We start from the raw sequence: 18,574 nt of genomic DNA, 5'->3' as shown, positions 1-18,574 counted from the left end.
TGTACTCCTCTACTTTGCCTTGGGCACCTTGCGGAGTACGACGGCGGCCATCACTGCCGCTCCGGCCATCAGTACCAGCCCAATCGCCGCAGTGATGTGGACGCCGGAGTCGAAGGCAACCCGGGCGGCGGCGGTCAGTGCTTCGGAGAGCTGGGCAGGAAGGCCCGAGGCTGCGTCCACGGCACCAGCCAGTGTCTCCCCGGACTTCCTGGCGGCTTCGGTGGGGACGCCCTCGGGAATGACGAGGTTGTGCTGGTAGGACGCTGTGAGGATCGAGCCGAGCACCGCCGTCCCCAGGAGCGAACCGAGTTCGTAGCCGGTTTCGGAAATGGCCGAGGCAGCTCCGGACTTGTCTGCCGGCACGGAAGCCAGGATGAGGTCGTTGGAGATGGTTTCCGCCGCACCGACACCCACCGCGAGCACTGTGAGGGCCGACAAGAGGAATACCGGTCCGGTTCCATGGTCGCCCATGACTGCAACCAGATAGCCGATGGCACTTAGCGTCAATCCGCCGGCCACCACGAATCCAGGCCGCACGCGCTTGACCAGGGGCACCACCAGCAAGCCGGCGATGACCGTGGCCAGGAGTGCCGGAATCATGGCGATGCCGGCTTCCATGGGGGACTGCCCTTCAACCAGCTGCAGGTGCTGGGCAAAGAAGTAGATGAAGCCCGTCATGGAGAACAAGGACAAGACGTTTGCCACGATTGCCGTGCTGAACACCTTGTTCTTGAACAGGGAAACGTCCAGCATGGGGCTTTCGATCCTCTGCTGACGGCGGACGAACACAATGCCCATCACCAGGCCGAAGCCCATGAAGGCAGCTGCGGATGCACCGAAGCCGTGGACCGCGAATTCCTTGATGCCGTAGACGAACGGAGCCATGGTGACCACGGACAGTACAATGCTGGGCACGTCCACCCGGCCGGGGTTGGCGTCCTTGGATTCGGGAATCAGTACCCGGCCAAAGGCCAGCAGGGGCAGGAGCAGGAACGCTGCCACCAGGAACACGGCGCCCCACCAGAAGTGCTCTACGAGCCAGCCGCCGAAGATGGGGCCCAGGGCAGCGCCGCCGGAGAAGCCTGCGGCCCATACCGCGATGGCCAGGCGGCGGCGGTTGGGATCGGTAAAGATGTTCCGGATCAAGGACAACGTTGACGGCATCAGCATGGCACCGAAGACGCCGAGTGCGGCGCGGCCGGCGATAAGCCATTCCGCCGACGGCGCGAACGCCGTAGCAGCCGAAACCGCCGCGAAGCCTGTGCTGCCGATCAGGAGCAACCGGCGTCGTCCGATCCTGTCACCGAGGTTGCCCATGGAAACCAGCAGCGCGGCGAGCACCAGCGGGTAGGCGTCAACGATCCAGAGCAGCTGGATACCGCCCACGTCCAGGGAGCGGGCGATCTCGGGCAGGGCAAAGGTGAGCGCGGTGTTGTCGACGGCCACCAGCAGTACCGGGAACATCAGGAGCGCCAGGGCCGTCCAGTCGCGCCACGGTGCTGCCTGACCCAAGGAGGGGCGGGCGGAACGGGGTGCTTGTGTTGAGGACGGCGATAACATGCAACTTACTGTACCGTCTGGACGGTACAGTTACAAATTCAAACCCCCCAAGTCTTTAGGGAATGATGTACACATGCCACGAAAACCAGTTGCCCGGGACGCCGTCCTGGATGCCTTCGAAGCCCTCCTTATTGAGGTGGGGGAGCGTGCGGCCACGCTTGACGCCGTAGCGAAACGGGCAGGAGTCTCCAAAGGAGGGCTGCTGTATCACTTTCCCAACAAGGAATCGCTGATCAGCGCCCTGCTGGAACGCTTGGATGAGTTGGCCCAGGCGGACATAGAAAAGATGAAGACTGCGCCCGATGGCAGCGCTGCTTACTTCATTCGGACCTCCTTGTGGGCCGATACCCCCATGGACCGGGCCTTCGTGGCCGCCACCAGGCTGGCTGAAGTAGCGCATGAGGAAACCCGACGCAGGTTTGCCGGCATCCAGCAACAGTGGCTGGACGTACTGGCCCAGGACGTGGGCCCGGAGATCGCCAAAGCCGTCAGCTACATGGGCGATGGCCTGTACTTCAACGCGATGTTTGAGGGCGGCCAGGGCGTCGGCACGGCAGCGCGGGAGGCCGACGTCGAGATCCTTCTGGGCGTCCTGGACCGTCTCCGCAAGTGAGGCTTTATCCATTTGCCGCAGCGGCCCGCACGTAGGACAATTAACGCTTGTGGCGTGCCCAACAACGCGCCCAAGTACAACTGAACATGCCTTCGATCTGCGGCGGGAGAGTCCTGCAGGCACGTGATGCAGGCGCCGTAGGAGCAAACCCTCCCCAGGAATCTCTCAGGCCCACGCACCGCCGCGGCGAGGCAACTCTGGAAAGCAGCAGGCACTCCGCCCAACCGGGTGAAGGGGCGCTGTGCTCACCGACGGTGCAAGCGATTTGTCGTGCAGACAACGCGCGGAAACTCTCAGGTCCAATACAGAGCGGGGAGGAACCCGAGCCGCTGTGGCGTACCCAAACGCCGCCCAAGTATTGGAGTTCCTTCGTGACGGTTAGTTCTGCCTCCACCACCTTCGTCGATCGGCATATCGGCGCACGCCGCCAGGCCGACATTGACACCATGCTCAAGTCTGTCGGCTACGACACCGTTGACTCGCTGGTCGACACCGCCGTTCCGAACGATATCCGGCAGGACGTTGCCCTGACCCTGCAGGACGCCCTTTCGGAGGTTGAGGTCCTCGCAGAGCTTCGCAAGCTCGCTTCCAAAAACAAGACGGCCGTACAGATGATCGGCCAGGGCTACTTCGACACGATCACCCCGCCGGTCATCCGCCGAAACATCCTCGAATCCCCGGCCTGGTACACCGCGTACACGCCGTACCAGCCGGAAATCTCGCAGGGCCGCCTCGAGGCCCTCCTGAACTTCCAGACCATGGTCCAGGACCTCGTCGGCCTGCCGATTGCCAACGCTTCCCTGCTGGATGAAGCCACTGCTGTAGCCGAGGCCGTGCTGATGATGCGCAGGGCGAATAAGAACAAGTCCGCCCAGGACGGCAAGACCGTCCTCGACGCCGACTGCCTCCCGCAGACCATCGCCATCGTGAAGGGCCGCGCCGAGGCACTCGGCTTCGAGGTTGAGGTCGCGGACCTGTCCCTCGGCCTTCCGGAAGGTGCCATCAACGGCGTCGTCCTCCAGCAGCCCGGCGTGTCCGGCCACGTGTTCGACCACTCTGCGGTCATCGCCGACGCCAAGGAACGCGGCGCGCTGGTCACCGTTGCTGCCGACCTCCTGTCGCTGACGCTCATCACCCCTCCCGGCGAGCAGGGTGCCGACATCGCAGTCGGTTCCGCGCAGCGCTTGGGCGTCCCGCTGTTCTTCGGCGGCCCGCACGCCGCCTACATGGCAGTCCAAAAGGGCCTCGAGCGTTCCATGCCGGGCCGCTTGGTGGGCGTTTCCAAGGACGACGCCGGTGTCCCCGCCTACCGCTTGGCGCTGCAGACCCGCGAGCAGCACATCCGCCGCGAGAAGGCCACATCCAACATCTGTACTGCGCAAGCGTTGCTCGCCATCGTTGCCTCGATGTACGCGGTCTACCACGGTCCCGAGGGCCTGAAGGCAATCGCCGAGACCGCCCACAGCCACGCCCGCACCCTCGCCGCTTCCCTGAAGGCTGCCGGCGTCGAGGTCCTGCATGGCTCGTTCTTCGACACCATCACGGTGCGCGTGCCCGGCGAGGCCGCCTCTCTTGTGGCTGCGGCCGAAGCGCGCGGCATCAACCTGCGCGGCATCGACGCTGATTTGGTGGGCATTTCCGTTGACGAGACGACGACGGCGGCGGTAATCGCCGAGGTTGCCTCGGTGTTCGGTGCCACCGTGGTTGACTCCGTTGAGGGCTTTGCTCTCGAAGGTTCCGTTGAGCGCACCAGTGAATTCATGCAGCACCCGGTGTTCAACACGCACCGCTCCGAGACCCAGCTCCTGCGCTACATCCGCAAGCTCTCGGACCGGGACCTCGCACTGGACCGCACCATGATCCCGCTGGGCTCCTGCACCATGAAGCTCAATGCCACTGCAGAGATGGAAGCCATCTCCTGGCCGGAGTTCGCTTCTATCCACCCGTTCGCTCCGGATTCCCAGACCGAGGGCTGGCGTGAACTCATCAGCGACCTCGAAGCCCAGCTGACCGAAATCACAGGCTACGACCAGGTCTCCATCCAGCCCAACGCCGGTTCCCAGGGCGAGCTCGCCGGTTTGCTCGCGATCCGCGGCTACCACCTCTCCAACGGCGATGACCAGCGCAACGTTTGCCTGATCCCGGCATCCGCGCACGGCACCAACGCTGCCTCGGCTGTGCTGGCCGGCATGAAGGTTGTTGTTGTGGCCACTGCACCTGATGGCACCATCGACCACGTTGACCTGAAGGCCAAGATCGAAGCCCACCGCGACGCACTCTCGGCCATCATGATCACCTACCCGTCCACGCACGGTGTCTACGATGCCGACGTTCGCGAAGTGTGCGACGCCATCCACGAGGCCGGTGGCCAGGTGTACATCGACGGCGCCAACCTCAACGCACTGGTCGGCCTGGCCCAGCCGGGCAAGTTCGGCGGCGACGTCTCGCACCTGAACCTGCACAAGACCTTCTGCATCCCGCACGGCGGTGGCGGACCCGGTGTTGGCCCGGTTGCTGCCAAGGCACACCTGGCACCGTTCATGCCCGGCGACGCAGCATCCTGGACCGAAGGCAACGACGTCCCGATCTCGGCATCGCGTTTCGGTTCCGCCGGTGTCCTTCCGATCTCCTGGGCCTACGTGAAGCTCATGGGCGGCAAGGGCCTCACCGAAGCCACCAAGTCCGCGTTGCTTGCTGCGAACTACATCGCATCCCGCCTCAACGACCACTTCCCGGTCCTGTACACGGGCGAAGGCGGACTCGTGGCCCACGAGTGCATCCTGGACCTGCGTGAACTGACGGCCAAGACCGGCGTCACGGCCGAGGACGTTGCCAAGCGCCTCATCGACTTCGGCTTCCACGCACCCACGCTGGCGTTCCCGGTGGCGGGCACGCTCATGGTGGAGCCCACGGAATCCGAGGACCTCGTGGAGATCGACCGCTTCATCGAGGCCATGATCACCATCCGCAAGGAAATCGACCAGGTTTCCGCCGGCGACTTCTCCGTGCAGGACTCCCCGCTCCGCCGCGCGCCCCACACGGCTGCCGCCGTCGTAAGTTCTGACTGGGACCGTGCGTACCCGCGCGAGCAGGCCGCCTTCCCGGTCCACCACCTCAAGCAGGACAAGTACTTCCCGCCGGTGGGCCGCATCGATGGCGCAGCTGGAGACCGCAACCTGGTTTGCTCCTGCCCTCCGATCGAAGACTTCGAAAACTAAGGGGTTCCTGCAATGACTGAGAACTACACCGCACTTTACGAAGAGCACAAGAAGCTCGGCGCGTCCTTCACCGATTTCGGGGGCTGGCAGATGCCGCTCAAGTACTCCTCCGAATTGGCCGAGCACCACGCAGTCCGCAAGTCCGCAGGCCTGTTCGACCTCTCCCACATGGGCGAAGTCTGGGTTACCGGTCCGCAGGCAGCAGAGTTCCTCGACTACGCGTTGGTGGGCAGGATTTCCGCCATGGCGGAGGGCAAAGCGAAGTACTCGCTGATCTGCCAGGAAGACGGCGGCATCATCGATGACCTCATCACGTACCGGCGCGGCGCGGACAAGTTCCTCGTGGTGCCGAACGCGGGAAATGCTGCGGTTGTGGCCGAGGCTTTGAAGGAGCGCGCCGCTGGCTTTGACGTCGTTGTTGAAGATGCCTCCGCGTCCACTTCCCTCATCGCTGTCCAGGGGCCGCTGGCCGAAGCCATCCTCCTGCGGCTTGTGCCCGCGGAACAGCACGCGCTGGTTACGGACCTCAAGTACTACGCCGCCGTCGAGGTGACGTTCCTGGTAGCAGGCAGCGGCCAGGAGCTGCTCCTTGCACGCACGGGCTACACCGGCGAGGACGGCTTTGAGATCTTTGTTCCCAACGAATCCGCCGCCGCGCTGTGGCAGGCCATCACCGCCGTCGCAGAAGAAGGAGAACTGGTTCCCGCAGGCCTCGCCTCCCGCGATTCTCTGCGCCTCGAAGCCGGCATGCCGCTCTACGGCAACGAACTCTCCCGCGAAGGAAACCCGTTCGCGGCGGGCCTCGGCCCCGTGGTTGCGTTGTCCAAGGAAGGCGACTTCGTCGGCAAGGAAGCACTCGCTGCTTTGAAGGCCGATGGGGCGGGCTCCACTACCGGACGCAAGCTCGTGGGCCTCAAGGGCCTGGGTCGAAGGGCCGGTCGCGGCCACTACCCGGTACTCAAGGATGGTGTGGTCGTGGGCGAGGTGACCTCCGGCCAGCCGAGCCCGACGCTTGGGTACCCCGTGGCGCTGGCTTATGTCGACGTCGAGCATGCTGAGCTTGGGACAGCACTGGACATCGACCTGCGTGGCAAGAGCGAGCCGTTCGAGGTCATTCCGCTACCGTTCTACAAGCGCCAAAAGTAGCGAGTTTTTGTACAGCTAATGACGCTAAAGCCCGGCTATAAAGGCATTAGCTGTACAAAAACTCCACCAATTTTCATTCAGCACACGTAAAGGAAACAGAATGCCCAAAGTAGCGCCCGAACTTCAGTACTCCGACGAGCACGAGTGGGTCTCCCGCGGCGAGGGGAACTCCGTGTCCGTTGGTATCTCCGAAGTTGCCACCGACGCACTGGGTGACATCGTGTACGTCGACCTGCCCGAGGTCGGTTCGACCGTGACAGCCGGCGAGACCTGTGGCGAAGTTGAGTCCACCAAGTCCGTGTCCGATCTGTACTCGCCCGTCACGGGAGAGGTCACGGAGATCAACGATGCCGTTGTTTCCGACCCCGCCCTGATCAACAACGACCCCTACGGCGACGGCTGGCTCTTCAAGGTCGCCGCCGAGTCCGAGGGTCCGCTGCTCTCCGCCGAGGAATACGCCTCCAAGAATGGCGGAGACCTGGGCTAGCATCTCCGTCCGATTCGACGGTTCGCTGCGGAGTGTGCCTTGCGCACGGCACACCCCGCAGCTGTGCCCCGTTTTGGCGTAGCGTGGTTTGTAGTAACTGAATAATTTGCGACGCCGGGTTGCCGCCTTTGGGGGCCATCCGGCGTCGTGCTTCGGTCGTCTTCCGCCACAAGCGGGAGGGGCCATCCGGCAGGACCATCTGCCGGACCGTTTCAAGCTGTATAAAAGGGATCCCGGCTATGGCTGTTGGTGTTTTCGATCTGTTTTCCGTTGGTATTGGCCCGTCGAGTTCGCACACGGTGGGGCCGATGCGGGCTGGTGCGGTGTTTGCCGGTGAGTTGAAGGACAGTGGTGTTCTGGGGTCGGTGGCGTCGTTGCGGGTCGATTTGTATGGGTCTCTGGCGGCCACGGGTCGGGGTCATGGGACCATGACGGCGACATTGTTGGGTTTGGAGGGTTACCACCCTGAGTTGATCCTGCCCGAGGAAGTGGAGGAGCGGCTTGCGTCGATCGCGGAGACGGGCGTGCTGAATCTTGCTGGTGCTGGCGTCGCTGGTGGGGGAGTGGAGTTGCCGTATGCGGTGGAGGATATGGTGTTGCATCCGTTGACGGTGTTGCCGCGGCATACGAACGGGATGAAGTTTGCTGTTTCCGATGCCGAGGGGAATGTGCTGAAGGAGGCGACGTTTTTCTCGGTGGGTGGTGGGTTCATTGTCCGGGAGGGTGAGGAGACCGCGGCGCAGCAGGAGTTGGAGGAGTCCAAGCAGGAGTTGCCGTTGCCGTTCCGGACTGCGGCGGAGTTGTTGGGCCGGTGCGCCTCGAAGGGCGTGGGGATCAGCGACATCATGTTCATCAATGAGCGTGCGTCCCGGTCCGAGGAGGAGATCCGTGAGGGTTTGCTGCATATCTGGTCGGTGATGGAGGCCTGTGTTGAGACGTCCTTGAAGCGTGAGGGTGTGTTGCCGGGCGGGTTGCGGGTGAAGCGTCGGGCTCCTGATTGGTTGGAGCGGTTGTTGAAGGAGGACAAGGACCGCAACGATCCGAAGTATTGGCAGGAGTGGGTGAACCTGATCGCCCTGGCCGTGAATGAGGAGAACGCTACGGGTGGCCGGGTGGTGACGGCTCCGACGAATGGTGCGGCGGGGATTATTCCGGCGGTGCTGTATTACGCGTTGAATTATGCCCCGGGGATGGACAAGGCCACCCAAAAGGATAAGGACGATGTGGTGGTGCGGTTCCTGCTCGCTGCCGGTGCTGTGGGGGTTTTGTATAAGGAGCAGGCGTCCATTTCCGGTGCTGAGGTGGGGTGCCAGGGTGAGGTGGGGTCGGCGTCGTCGATGGCTGCTGCCGGTCTTGCTGAGGTGATGGGTGGTTCTCCGGGGCAGGTGGAGAACGCTGCGGAGATCGCGATGGAGCATAACCTGGGGTTGACGTGTGATCCGATTGGTGGGTTGGTGCAGATTCCGTGTATTGAGCGGAACGCGATTGCTGCGGCGAAGGCGATCAACGCCGCGAAGATGGCGTTGTGGGGTGATGGCACGCACCGGGTCTCGTTGGATGAGGTGATCGTGACCATGCGTGAAACCGGCAAGGACATGTCCCACAAGTACAAGGAAACCGCGATGGGCGGCCTCGCCGTCAACGTCGTCGAATGCTGAGTCTTTTTACTGTCGGTGCCTAGTGCCATGCTGTATCCATGAGCGGGGGATACGACAGGGATTTTTTGCGGGCACGCCTTGAACTGCCCAGTCCGTCGGCGACGACGATACTTCTTGACTACATCCACTTCTCCGTGCGTTTCCGGGTGGCCCGGAAACTCGCGGCGATTGTGGGAGTCAACATCAGCGGAGCGGAACTGAATCCCTTGGCGCGGGAAGGCACCTGGCATTTTGACGAGCGGGTGCCCAAAGAGCAGCAAGCCGGCCCTGACGTCTACAAAAACAACGCTTTCGATCGCGGCCACTTGGTGCGGCGGCTGGATCCCGTGTGGGGCGACGCAGCTACTGCCAAGAAGGCCAACCAGGACACATTCTCGTTCACCAATGCGGCGCCACAAGTGGACGATTTCAACCAAGGCAAGGAACTCTGGGTGGGCTTGGAGGACCATGTGTTGGGACATGCGGACGCCTATGACGCCAAGCTCAGTGTGTTCACGGGTCCTGTGCTCCTCGACGACGATCCTCCCTACAGGGGCGTCCAGGTGCCAAGGAAGTTCTGGAAGATCGCGGCGTGGACCAATGATGCGAAGCTGGCGGCTGCAGGCTTCATCCTTGACCAGTCGCCGCTCCTTGGAAAGGTGGAACTGAAGAGGGCCATCGATCAACGGCTCCTCGAGGGTGAACCCCCGCCGCTTGGCCCCTTCAGGACGTTCCAGGTTCCCATCGGAGAGATCGCAGATCTCACCGGGCTGAGCCTCAGCCGGCTCACTGCCGCCGACCGGCTCGCCAGCGGCCAGCGCGAACTGGGAAAGGCGCCGAAAGCGATCCAACTGGAGAGCATGGAGCAAATCAGGCTCTAAGCAACTCCACGCATCAGCCGGACATATTCGTGCCGGCCACACGAAATTACTGGCCAATAGGTCAAGGAACGGAGGGCCCTTGAAAGACGCAGCCACATGGACCGTCAACAATAGTCGCGTCGTCGTGAAGGACAAATGGATCTCTCTACGGGCCGACGATTGCGTGACTGCATCGGGAATCGCGGTCGCACCTTATTACGTTCAGGAAAATCCGGAATGGGTGTCAGTTGTGGCTATGGATCGGAACCAACGCGTAGTTCTGATTCGTGAATATCATCACGGTGCGGGAATTGTTGGACTGGGCCTCCCTGGCGGCGCCGTGGATCCGAAGGACAGTTCCTTCGATGAGGCCGTGAGGCGTGAATTACGAGAAGAAACAGGATACGAGGCAGGGGAACTGCATAGCCTGGGACACTCCTGGGCCAACTGGAACAGTCAGAGCAATCGGGTGCACTTCTACCTTGCCCTGGATTGTGAGCTCACTGCGGATCCCAACCCGGATGAGGCAGAAGACATCGCAGTTTCGCTTCTGCCTTTGGACGAGTTTCACCCTAAAATTCTGGACCAGGGCTATCACCGGCTTAACGCCTACATGGCCACCGAGCAGCTGCGCTCTCGTTCGTAGCCGGGAGATCCGCAGCGGGCCACTAAAACTCTGAGATTGGCCACAGCCAGCCATGCACGTGGCGGAGCAGGATCATAGTTTGGCCATGATCAGATCCAGGTAAGCACCCTTGGCCAGATCCGCAGTCTTGATTCCGAGGGCCTCCATGAGTTGATGGGCCTGCTCGGTGGCGTCTTCGGGTCCAAACACCTTCCCTACAGCCACTTCCAATTCGACGAAATCGCCCAGTCCGTGCACCGAGTCCAGATGAATCCTGGCCTCTCCGACCTGAACAACGGCCCGGTGTTTGCGCACGCGCCCAAGTTCTCCGTAAGCGTCCGCCAGGACCTGACGCAGACCATCCGGATCGGACGTTGTTGAATGAACGTAGTAGGAGGCCTTCGGCCCGGGCTCATCTGCGCGGCGGTAAAAGATCAGCACACCGTGTCCCTCGCCGGTTACGCGCAGCTTGAGCCGGCCGCCTGGGCAGTCAAAGAAGGTATCGTCCTGCGAGCTGTGCTCGGGTTCTGAGCCACCCAAGGAAAGCACGGTTGGCAGCAGACGTTCGATGCTGTCAACATGAGCTTTGATTTCGATGTTGGTTGGCATGGTTTTCCCCGAGTCAGCTGTGGACGATACACCTTGTGGCATGAGTGGATGGTGGCTTCCCAGCCTAACGAACGCCCAGTCCCAACTGCACTGGGACGTGTGCTCTTGCTGACACGGGTGCCCCCGATTTTTCACATGCCCGATAGACTTGATCCTGCATGTCCGCATGCGCACCTGCTTTTGGACACCGCTTTGAACACTGCATCAAAACCCTGAGATTGGACACGGCCACCTTGCGAGAATTTACCGCCCGCTTTGCCACCGCCGAAGAGATCGATAACTGGGACAAGCACGTCACTGCGAATCCGAACGGCGGCAACATGCTGCAGTCGGATGCCTACGCCGCGGTCAAGGACGGCAACGGCTGGCTGGTCCGCAGGCTCGTCATCGAGACGGCCGACTACGCCAGCTACAACCTGCTGCTGGAGAAGAAGTTCCCCGTGCTGGGACGTCTCTGGTACCTCATCAAGGGTCCTGACGCTGAGTCAACAGACGACATCAAGCCGATGCTGGACGCCGTCGCCACTCTGGCGAGCGGGCAGAAGCTGAACGTCTTCACCATAAAGATAGAGCCCGACGTCGTGGAGTCACCTGAGGTGACTGCGCAACTGAAGGCGGCTGGCTTGGTTAAGGCCCCGAACATCCAATCGAACGACTTCACGGCGCTCCTGGATATCTCGGCTCCGGCCAATGAAGTGCTCAGGAACATCTCTTCGCGGGCCCGCAATGCAGTCCGCCGGGCAGAGCGGGAGGGCTGCGAGGTCCGGCAGGAAGAAGCCGGCGAGGACAGTTACCGCAAGCTCTATGCCCTCATGCAGAACACTGTGAATGCCAAGGGCGCCATGCCGCTACGAAGCTACGAGTACTACGCAAAGTTCTGGGGCGAATTCTGCGCCCGTGGCCAGGGACAATTCTTCTTTGTCTACGAAGACGGCGCGCCGAGCGTCGGCGCTTTCGTCATCAACTACGGCTCCAAGGCCACATACAAGGACGGCGGGTCCACGCAGAACCGCAAGCAGTATGGGGACTCCCACCTGGTCCAGTGGGCTGCCATCCAACGCATGCAGGAACTCGGCTGCGTGGAATACGACTTCTGCGGTACGCCCCCTGCTGCGCGGGTCAAGGACAAAACCCACCCGCTGTACGGTTTGGGATCGTTCAAGACGAGCTTCACCAAGACGGTCACGGACTTCGTGGGCTGCTACGACTACGTACTGGGGCCAGTGCGCTACATGCTGTGGCTCAAGGGGGCAGAGCGCGTCTTCCGCCGACTCGAGACCATGCGTACCGGCGGCCAGTTCTACTGACAGGCAGCAAGCAAACGAACAGGCCCGCCCCGGCCACCAACGGGCGCAACTCTAATCTAGGTGAGGTAATTTCTTTGACTCCGATCGAGGCTGGAACCGACATGGAATTCGTGATTCTCAGCGACGCTGATTTCGAGACGTTCGCCAAGGGACACCCGCAGGGAAGCTTCATCCAGTCCATGGACCTGACGCGTTTCCAGCGCGCCCGTGGCCAGGAAGTCGAGCTCTTCGGCGTGACCCGCGGTGGAAGCCTCATCGCAGCCGGCAAGCTCGTCTACACGTCCAACCGCGTAGGCTACAAAACCGCCGACTGCGCAAAGGGACCACTAATGGACTACAGCGACCCCGCAGTGGTTCGCTTCGTCGTCGAGCAGTTGAAGAAGCACGCTGCCTCGAAGAAGGCCGCAGAGCTGCGGATCTCGCCGAACCTTCGCTACATTGCGCGGGACGAGGACGGCGCTGAACACCCGGAGGTTGAGGACAACCGTCCGCTGCTCAAGGAGCTCGAGGGCCTCGGTTTCCAGCACCAGGGCTTCGACATGAACTTCGCCAACATCAACTGGATGTTCATCAAGCAGCTCGACGGTATCGCTGATTCCGAAGAGCTCATCATGGGCATGAACTACCGCACCCGCAAGGCCATCAGGAAAGCCGAGAAGAACGGTGTTTACCTGGAGCAGGCCACGTTGGATACCCTGGACGACTTCTACAATGCGCTGAGCACTGCGGGGGACGAGAAGGGCTTCACGTACCGCGAACGCGAGTACTACGAACAACTGCTCCGCAACACCTCCGATGAGTTCACCAAGCTCATGATGGCCAAGATCAACATCCCTGAGTACCGTGCCTCCATCACCGAGCGTTTGGAGGCCGAGTCCGCAACGCTCAAGGACCTCAAGCGCGAGGTTGAGGAGACCGGCAGCAAGAAGAAAGCCAACCGCGTCAAGGTGGTCCAGGACCTTGTGGACAGCTACGAGCGCAGCCTCAAGGACATCGAGCGGTTCCCGGATTCTGTAGGCGTGGCTACGGTCGCGGCGATTCACTTTGCGTGCTCCGGCGATGAACTCACCTGCGTGATCGGCGGCACCGTGCAGGATTACATCTACTTCAACGGTGCCACATCCCTTTACTGGGGCATGATGCTGCACGCACTGAACAACGGCTACTCCCGCTACAACTTTTATGGCACGTTCGGCATCCAGGGCCAGGACGAGACCGGCCACGGTGGGTACGAATTCAAGAAGGGTTTCGGCGGCGAGGTTGTCCAGCTCCTGGGCGACTTCGTGGCTCCCGTCAGCCCCCTCAAGTACAACGCGTACCGCGCGGCCAGGAAGCTCGCAGGAGCCGCCCAGACAGTTCTGGGACGATTGCCGCTTGGGAAATTGCCGGTAGTACGAAATCTGCGGGGTAACCGCTAATCAAACAAGCCAAGGGAGGAACACCCGCGTGACTGAACGCCCCGATGGGTCCATCGGCCGGCCGCATACTGACGGTTTGCCTAAGACCCAGCCGCTGCGGCCGTCCCAGGTCCGGCAGAACGTCAATGCCAAGCGCATGCTCATGCGCTTGGTTCAGGGCGATAGTCCGCCCACCGCTCCGATGAACATCGTGGACCGGCTTGCGGGAAGTCCCTACGCCAACCCCACCATCCAGGTGGTGGGGGTGGACGCCTCGGCCCGGAAAACCATCGATTTCGCGCTTCATCTGGCTGAGGTCATGTTCCGGTACGGCGCTGGCGCCTTGGAAGTCGAGACCAGCATGATCGCCGTCACGGCCGCGCTTGGCTTGAAAAACGTGGAAGTGGACATCACCAACCAGTCGGTGGCCATCAATTACGCACCCAAGGACCAGACTCCCATCACCTTGTTGCGGGTGGTGCGCTCCTGGACCAACAACTACGCAGGTCTTGCGCAAGTGCACCAGCTGGTTACGGACATCGTGGCCGGGGGAGTGGGACGTGATGAAGCCGTTCGCAGGCTGAATGAGATCATCCGCAGTGCCAAGCCTTTCCCGCGCTGGATGGTCACCGTGGCTTTCGGCGTGTTTGCCGCTGTCTTTGTCGGTGTACTGGGCGGCGGCCCGGGGGCGTCCGCGCTCGCTTTCGGTTCCAACATGGCGATCAGCCTGCTGGCCCGGCAGCTCATCCGCTGGCGGACTCCGGACTTCTTCGTCACTATGGCGAGCTCGTTCCTGGTTACCTTCGTCGCGTTGATGCTCAACTGGGCAGGTGCGGACATTGCTCCATCCATTGTGGTGGCAGGCGGAATCCTGTTGCTGCTTCCCACCGGAAGGCTCGTCTCATCCGTTCAAGATGCCATTAACGGCTTCCCGGTGACGGCCGCAGGGCGTTTCCTCTCCACACTGCTCACCTTCGGAGCGATTGTGGCTGGTATTGGCATCGCTGTGGTGGTGGGAACGCTGATGGGCAGCGAGGTCCTGGATGTCACCCGGACATTCCCCGACGCTTACCCTCTGTGGGGCCGCGCCATCCTCATTGCCATTGCGGTGGTCGCCATTGGTGTCACTGAACAAACCCAGATGCGTTTGTTGCTTCCGACGGCGGCAGTCGGCATTGTTGGCTTCTTCGTTTTGTGGGGTGTTGGCCAGGCGGGACTCGGCGATCGCTTGTCGCCCGCCGTAGCGGCGGTGGTCATCGGCTTGCTGGCCCGCGTTGTGGCACTGAAGCTGGGCGCTCCCCAGTTGGTGGTGGCCGTGCCCGCGGCGCTGATTCTGCTGCCTGGACTTACGATCTTCCGGTCGATGTACGCCCTCACCGTTGAAGGGGGCGACTTCCTGGCGGGCGCCGGCGGGATGCTCAACGCCGGAGCGATTGTGCTCGGAGTGGCCGCCGGCATCGTGCTTGGCGATAACCTGGCCCGGCCATTGACGAAGGGCCTGTCCAGCAACGAACGCCGCAGGGTGCGCAGGCGCTAAATCTCTGGATTTTTTGTACAGATAATGCCCCTAAGAAGCCTCTTTAGGGGCATTATCTGTACAAAAACTCCACCTAGATCTGGCCGACCGGGAGCTTTTTCTCCGCCTGGAACACTTCCTCCACACGGCCCTGGGCCCAGTAGCCGGACAGGGAAACCTGAGAGCGTTCGAGGCCGCGCTGGTTGAAGAAGATCTCGCGCAGGCCCTTCATGTATCCCCGCTCTCCGTGGGCGAAGACATCAACGCGTCCAGGCAGCCATTCGGTGCTTCGGAGGGCATCCAGCAGAAGGTTGCTGGAGCCGGCGGCCGTGCCCTTGCGCAAAAGCCAGTGCAACTCCACGCCCTGCGGAGTTGCAATGGGGAGGATGTCGGCTTCGTTGTCCACCTCAAGGTAGGCGGTTCCGCGAGCGTCCGGGGCCAAGGCTTCAATGCTGGCCGCGATGGCCGGAATCGCGGCGTCATCACCGGCGAAGAGATACCAGTCGGCGTCGGGGGATGGGTTGTAGCCGCCCCCTGGACCGGTGAAGATCAGGGAGTCCCCGGGTTTGGCGGAAGCCGCCCAAGGACCGGCCAAGCCTTCGTCTCCGTGGACTACGAAGTCGATGGCCAACTCCTGTGCCTCGAGGTTTACCCAGCGGATGGTGTAGGTGCGGGTGTGCGGCCACTGCTCTCGCGGCATGGTCTCGCGGATGGCCCACAAGTCCAGCGGGTGCCCGTAATCGACGCCCGGCTGTGGGAAGACGATCTTGATGTAGCGATCCACGTAGTCGTTGTTCTCGTAATCGCTGAATCCCGGTCCGCCGGCCACAATCCGCACCATGTGCGGCGAGAGCTCCTCGCGGCGCAGGACGGTGAGGTTGACCTGGGGCCGGGTTTGGCGGGAGGCGGACGATGTCACGGGGAGGGCAGCCATATAGGCAAGCCTAAGCTAATCGCCCAGACCCCGGCTTGCTATGAGTCGAAGGTTACACACGCTCGCTCACGTCCCGGGTGCTTCGCCCGGACGCTCGCTCAGCTCGGGGTGGGATGTGCGTGAGGGTTTGGCGGCAAGGGGGTGGGATGTGAGTGAGGGTTGGGGCTACAGGACAGGCAGTTCCCAGTCGACAGGGTCCGCGCCCTGTTCGACCAGCAGTTCGTTGGTCCGGCTGAACGGCTTGGAGCCAAAGAAGCCCCGTGACGCCGACAACGGGCTGGGGTGCACTGACACGATGGAAGGCGCTCCATCCAGCAGCGGGGTGACGCTTTCGGCATCCTTGCCCCACAGGATCGCGACCAGGGGCTTCCGCTGCCCCGCACCGTCCGTGCGGCGTGCGACGGCGGTGACTGCCGCCGTCGTAATGGCTTCCCATCCTTTGCCGCGGTGGGCGCCGGCATTGCGGGCCTCCACCGTGAGAACGCGGTTCAGCAACAGGACTCCTTGCTCCGTCCAAGCACTGAGATCGCCGTGGACGCGGGGAGTTAGGCCGAGGTCGTCGTGGAGCTCGCGGTAGATGTTGGCGAGGCTGCGGGGGATGGGCCGTGTTTGGCGCGAGACGGAAAAGGAGAGTCCCACCGCGTGACCCGGGGTCGGATAGGGGTCCTGGCCCAAGAGAAGTACTTTGACGTCGGCGAGGGGTTGCCGGAAGGCGCGCAGGACGTTGCCCGCTGCCGGAAGCACCTGTTCGCCGCCCCCGGAGCGCTGGGCGACGTAGGCCAAGGCGTCACGCAGCTGCTCCTCCACGGGCCGCATCGCATCGGCCCAGTCGGGTGCCATCAACTCGTCCAGGGGGCGGTCAATCAGCGCGGCAAAACCCGGGTCTGCCGCGCCGGCAGGTTCAAGATCAAAAAGAGCATCCTCGCCAGTCACCCGGTCATTGTCCCCCGCGTGGCGCCGGTGGAGCGAATGACAGTGATGTTATTCGCCCGTAACATGGGGGTAGGACATTTTCCCCAACAAGCGTCGAAGGAGTGTGCCGTGGCAGAACCAGCACCGGAACCAATGGCGCCGCAGGCGGACGGATTGGCGTTGGAAGACCTCGCGGCCGAGACCCGAAGCGACTCCCCGTTGAGCGAGCGGGACCAGCAGATGCTGGCGCTCGAACGGCAGTGGTGGAAGTACGCCGGCGCCAAAGAGCAGGCCATCCGTGAATTGTTCGATCTTTCCGCCACACACTATTACCAGATCCTGAATGCGCTGATCGATACCGAGGACGCGCTGGCCCACGACCCCATGCTCGTCAAGAGATTGCGTAGACTACGTACGTCCCGCCAACGTGCGCGGACAGCGCGCCGCTTGGGGTCCGACGCGTAATTCGCCAGGCTGATCTGTCAGCAGCAACCAGCAAGGACAACGCTTCACCATGACCAAATATGCCAGGGACGAATTCGACCAGGTCCCCCAGAACACCTCCCGGCAAGGCGTTCACCGCGACGGCCAGGACGTTTCGCGTCCCACATTGTGGCCGGTCCTGACGGTTGGAGCCGTGGCATTGGTACTCGGCCTGGTGGCGTTCCTCATCCTTCCGAACCTCGGGCTGGTGGCGCCCAGCGCGTCGTCAAGCGTCTCGACGCCGGCACCCCAGCAAACGTCGACCTCGCCTTCGGCCGCGCCTTCCGAATCGAGCAGCGCCCCGCCCGCTTCCAGCGAACCGAGCACCCAGCCGACGCCGTCGAGCAGCCCATCGGCGACTCCATCATCGGCGCCGGTGGACAAGAGCGTTCCTGTCGCCGTGTACAACGGAGCCGGCACGGCAGGCTTGGCCGGCAGGGTCGCAGGGCTGGTTCAAGGCGGCGGTTGGACCCTCAGTACGGTGGGCAACTGGGGCGGCATTCCCCAGCAAACGTCGGTGATCTTCTATAACGCTCCCGGGCAGAAGGCCAACGCCGAAGCCTTGGGGACTCTCCTCGGTATCAAGACGATTGTGGAGACCCCCGACGTGCAGCAGCCGCTGGTTGTCGTTGCGGGACCCGGCTACCAGTAATCCCGCGGATTCAAAGCCCAAAAGCCAAACTCGGTTAAGCCTCAATAACAAAACCGGCGCCCTGCCCGCCAGGGGCAGCGCCGGCATAGTGACTGTGGTTACAGTGGACTAATTCCGGTCCGGAGATCCCGGCAACCGGTCTTGGCTACTGCGAAAGTGTGGGCATCATGGCATTGGGAACCGTCAAATGGTTCAACGCCGAAAAAGGCTACGGATTCATCACTGTGGATGATTCTGGCGACGACGTTTTCGTGCACTGGTCCGCCATCCAGATGGATGGCTTCCGCGCCCTTGAAGAGGGCCAGCGGGTGGAGTTCGAACTGGGCGAGGGGCAGAAGGGGCCGCAGGCCGAAGGCGTCCGCGTCGCCTGACTCCCTGCGGTTCCCCGGGTACTGGTCAGCTCTTGGCTGAAACCCCCTTCCAGACTGCGAAAAGTGGAGCCCCTGCTTGCACTCTCACCGGTCGAGTGCTAATTATTGATTTAGCACTCCTACGGTTCGACTGCTAATCCGGCCCGGTTCACTCCGACGGCGGGGCGGTGGTGGAACCGCTGGGGGATCAAGAAACACCTTGGTGGGGTGAGGTCCGGAGCGCGGGGCATACAGAGGCCGCACGTGA

17 protein-coding genes and 1 riboswitch are annotated in these 18,574 nt (G+C 62.5%); of the genes, 13 read left to right on the top strand and 4 right to left on the bottom strand.

Going from position 1 to position 18,574, the window contains the following annotated elements; genetic code table 11:
* Nucleotides 1–9: 9 nt before the first annotated feature.
* Nucleotides 10–1,560 carry an MFS transporter gene (locus AB0N72_RS07115; RefSeq protein WP_363930262.1) on the bottom strand — a complete coding sequence of 517 codons (1,551 nt, stop codon included), beginning with the start codon at nucleotides 1,558–1,560 and terminating at the stop codon, nucleotides 10–12.
* A 73-nt stretch (nucleotides 1,561–1,633) separates the two neighbouring features.
* On the opposite strand from AB0N72_RS07115, the gene AB0N72_RS07110 reads away from it, so the two are divergent.
* The 7 genes from AB0N72_RS07110 (at nucleotide 1,634) to AB0N72_RS07080 (ending at nucleotide 10,167) form a co-directional block, all read left to right on the top strand.
* Nucleotides 1,634–2,173: a TetR/AcrR family transcriptional regulator gene (locus AB0N72_RS07110; protein ID WP_363930261.1), complete on the top strand. Its 540-nt coding sequence runs from the start codon at nucleotides 1,634–1,636 to the stop codon at nucleotides 2,171–2,173.
* Nucleotides 2,174–2,266: 93 nt separating this feature from the next.
* A riboswitch (glycine riboswitch) is annotated at nucleotides 2,267–2,364 on the top strand.
* Nucleotides 2,365–2,544: 180 nt separating this feature from the next.
* Nucleotides 2,545–5,391 (top strand): aminomethyl-transferring glycine dehydrogenase, encoded by a 2,847-nt coding sequence (gcvP, locus tag AB0N72_RS07105; protein ID WP_363930259.1) that lies wholly within the window; start codon nucleotides 2,545–2,547, stop codon nucleotides 5,389–5,391.
* A 12-nt stretch (nucleotides 5,392–5,403) separates the two neighbouring features.
* Nucleotides 5,404–6,537 (top strand): glycine cleavage system aminomethyltransferase GcvT, encoded by a 1,134-nt coding sequence (gene gcvT / locus AB0N72_RS07100; protein WP_363930258.1) that lies wholly within the window; start codon nucleotides 5,404–5,406, stop codon nucleotides 6,535–6,537.
* 100 nt (nucleotides 6,538–6,637) lie between these two features.
* The gene (gene gcvH / locus AB0N72_RS07095) at nucleotides 6,638–7,024 is read left to right on the top strand and encodes a glycine cleavage system protein GcvH (RefSeq protein ID WP_363930257.1); all 387 of its coding nucleotides are present in this window, start codon (nucleotides 6,638–6,640) and stop codon (nucleotides 7,022–7,024) included.
* A 239-nt stretch (nucleotides 7,025–7,263) separates the two neighbouring features.
* Entirely contained in the window at nucleotides 7,264–8,682 is a 1,419-nt protein-coding gene (locus tag AB0N72_RS07090; RefSeq protein WP_363930256.1) for an L-serine ammonia-lyase, read from the top strand.
* Nucleotides 8,683–8,720: 38 nt separating this feature from the next.
* The gene (locus AB0N72_RS07085; RefSeq protein ID WP_363930255.1) at nucleotides 8,721–9,542 is read left to right on the top strand and encodes a DNA/RNA non-specific endonuclease; all 822 of its coding nucleotides are present in this window, start codon (nucleotides 8,721–8,723) and stop codon (nucleotides 9,540–9,542) included.
* Between the two features lie 79 nt (nucleotides 9,543–9,621).
* On the top strand, nucleotides 9,622–10,167 hold the full coding sequence (locus tag AB0N72_RS07080) for an NUDIX hydrolase (protein ID WP_363930254.1): 546 nt from the start codon (nucleotides 9,622–9,624) through the stop codon (nucleotides 10,165–10,167).
* Between the two features lie 72 nt (nucleotides 10,168–10,239).
* On the opposite strand, the gene AB0N72_RS07075 is transcribed toward AB0N72_RS07080, so the two are convergent.
* Nucleotides 10,240–10,755, bottom strand: a complete 516-nt coding sequence (locus AB0N72_RS07075; protein ID WP_363930253.1) for a class IV adenylate cyclase — start codon at nucleotides 10,753–10,755, stop codon at nucleotides 10,240–10,242.
* 218 nt (nucleotides 10,756–10,973) lie between these two features.
* On the opposite strand from AB0N72_RS07075, the gene AB0N72_RS07070 reads away from it, so the two are divergent.
* From AB0N72_RS07070 to AB0N72_RS07060, 3 genes are all read left to right on the top strand, one after another.
* Nucleotides 10,974–12,062 (top strand): peptidoglycan bridge formation glycyltransferase FemA/FemB family protein, encoded by a 1,089-nt coding sequence (locus AB0N72_RS07070; protein WP_363930252.1) that lies wholly within the window; start codon nucleotides 10,974–10,976, stop codon nucleotides 12,060–12,062.
* Between the two features lie 101 nt (nucleotides 12,063–12,163).
* Nucleotides 12,164–13,480 (top strand): peptidoglycan bridge formation glycyltransferase FemA/FemB family protein, encoded by a 1,317-nt coding sequence (locus AB0N72_RS07065; RefSeq protein ID WP_363930251.1) that lies wholly within the window; start codon nucleotides 12,164–12,166, stop codon nucleotides 13,478–13,480.
* Nucleotides 13,481–13,508: 28 nt separating this feature from the next.
* Entirely contained in the window at nucleotides 13,509–14,996 is a 1,488-nt protein-coding gene (locus AB0N72_RS07060; RefSeq protein WP_363930250.1) for a threonine/serine exporter family protein, read from the top strand.
* A gap of 73 nt (nucleotides 14,997–15,069) precedes the next feature.
* Here AB0N72_RS07060 and AB0N72_RS07055 read toward each other — a convergent pair whose 3' ends face one another.
* Both AB0N72_RS07055 and AB0N72_RS07050 read right to left on the bottom strand, forming a co-directional pair.
* The gene (locus AB0N72_RS07055; protein ID WP_363930248.1) at nucleotides 15,070–15,909 is read right to left on the bottom strand and encodes a siderophore-interacting protein; all 840 of its coding nucleotides are present in this window, start codon (nucleotides 15,907–15,909) and stop codon (nucleotides 15,070–15,072) included.
* Nucleotides 15,910–16,074: 165 nt separating this feature from the next.
* Nucleotides 16,075–16,842, bottom strand: coding sequence for a uracil-DNA glycosylase (locus tag AB0N72_RS07050; RefSeq protein WP_363930247.1), 768 nt, complete (start codon nucleotides 16,840–16,842; stop codon nucleotides 16,075–16,077).
* 132 nt (nucleotides 16,843–16,974) lie between these two features.
* Between AB0N72_RS07050 and AB0N72_RS07045 the strand changes: the two genes are divergently transcribed.
* The 3 genes from AB0N72_RS07045 to AB0N72_RS07035 all read left to right on the top strand — a co-directional run bounded on the left by AB0N72_RS07045 (nucleotide 16,975) and on the right by AB0N72_RS07035 (nucleotide 18,327).
* On the top strand, nucleotides 16,975–17,286 hold the full coding sequence (locus tag AB0N72_RS07045) for a DUF3263 domain-containing protein (RefSeq protein WP_189015764.1): 312 nt from the start codon (nucleotides 16,975–16,977) through the stop codon (nucleotides 17,284–17,286).
* A 49-nt stretch (nucleotides 17,287–17,335) separates the two neighbouring features.
* The gene (locus tag AB0N72_RS07040; RefSeq protein WP_363930246.1) at nucleotides 17,336–17,956 is read left to right on the top strand and encodes a LytR C-terminal domain-containing protein; all 621 of its coding nucleotides are present in this window, start codon (nucleotides 17,336–17,338) and stop codon (nucleotides 17,954–17,956) included.
* A gap of 167 nt (nucleotides 17,957–18,123) precedes the next feature.
* Nucleotides 18,124–18,327 carry a cold-shock protein gene (locus tag AB0N72_RS07035; protein ID WP_144662708.1) on the top strand — a complete coding sequence of 68 codons (204 nt, stop codon included), beginning with the start codon at nucleotides 18,124–18,126 and terminating at the stop codon, nucleotides 18,325–18,327.
* The last annotated feature ends 247 nt before the right edge of the window (nucleotides 18,328–18,574 follow it).

The organism is Paenarthrobacter sp. NPDC089307 (assembly GCF_040685055.1).
Taxonomy (GTDB): Bacteria; Actinomycetota; Actinomycetes; order Actinomycetales; family Micrococcaceae; genus Arthrobacter.
This window is presented reverse-complemented; position numbering and strand designations above follow the sequence as displayed.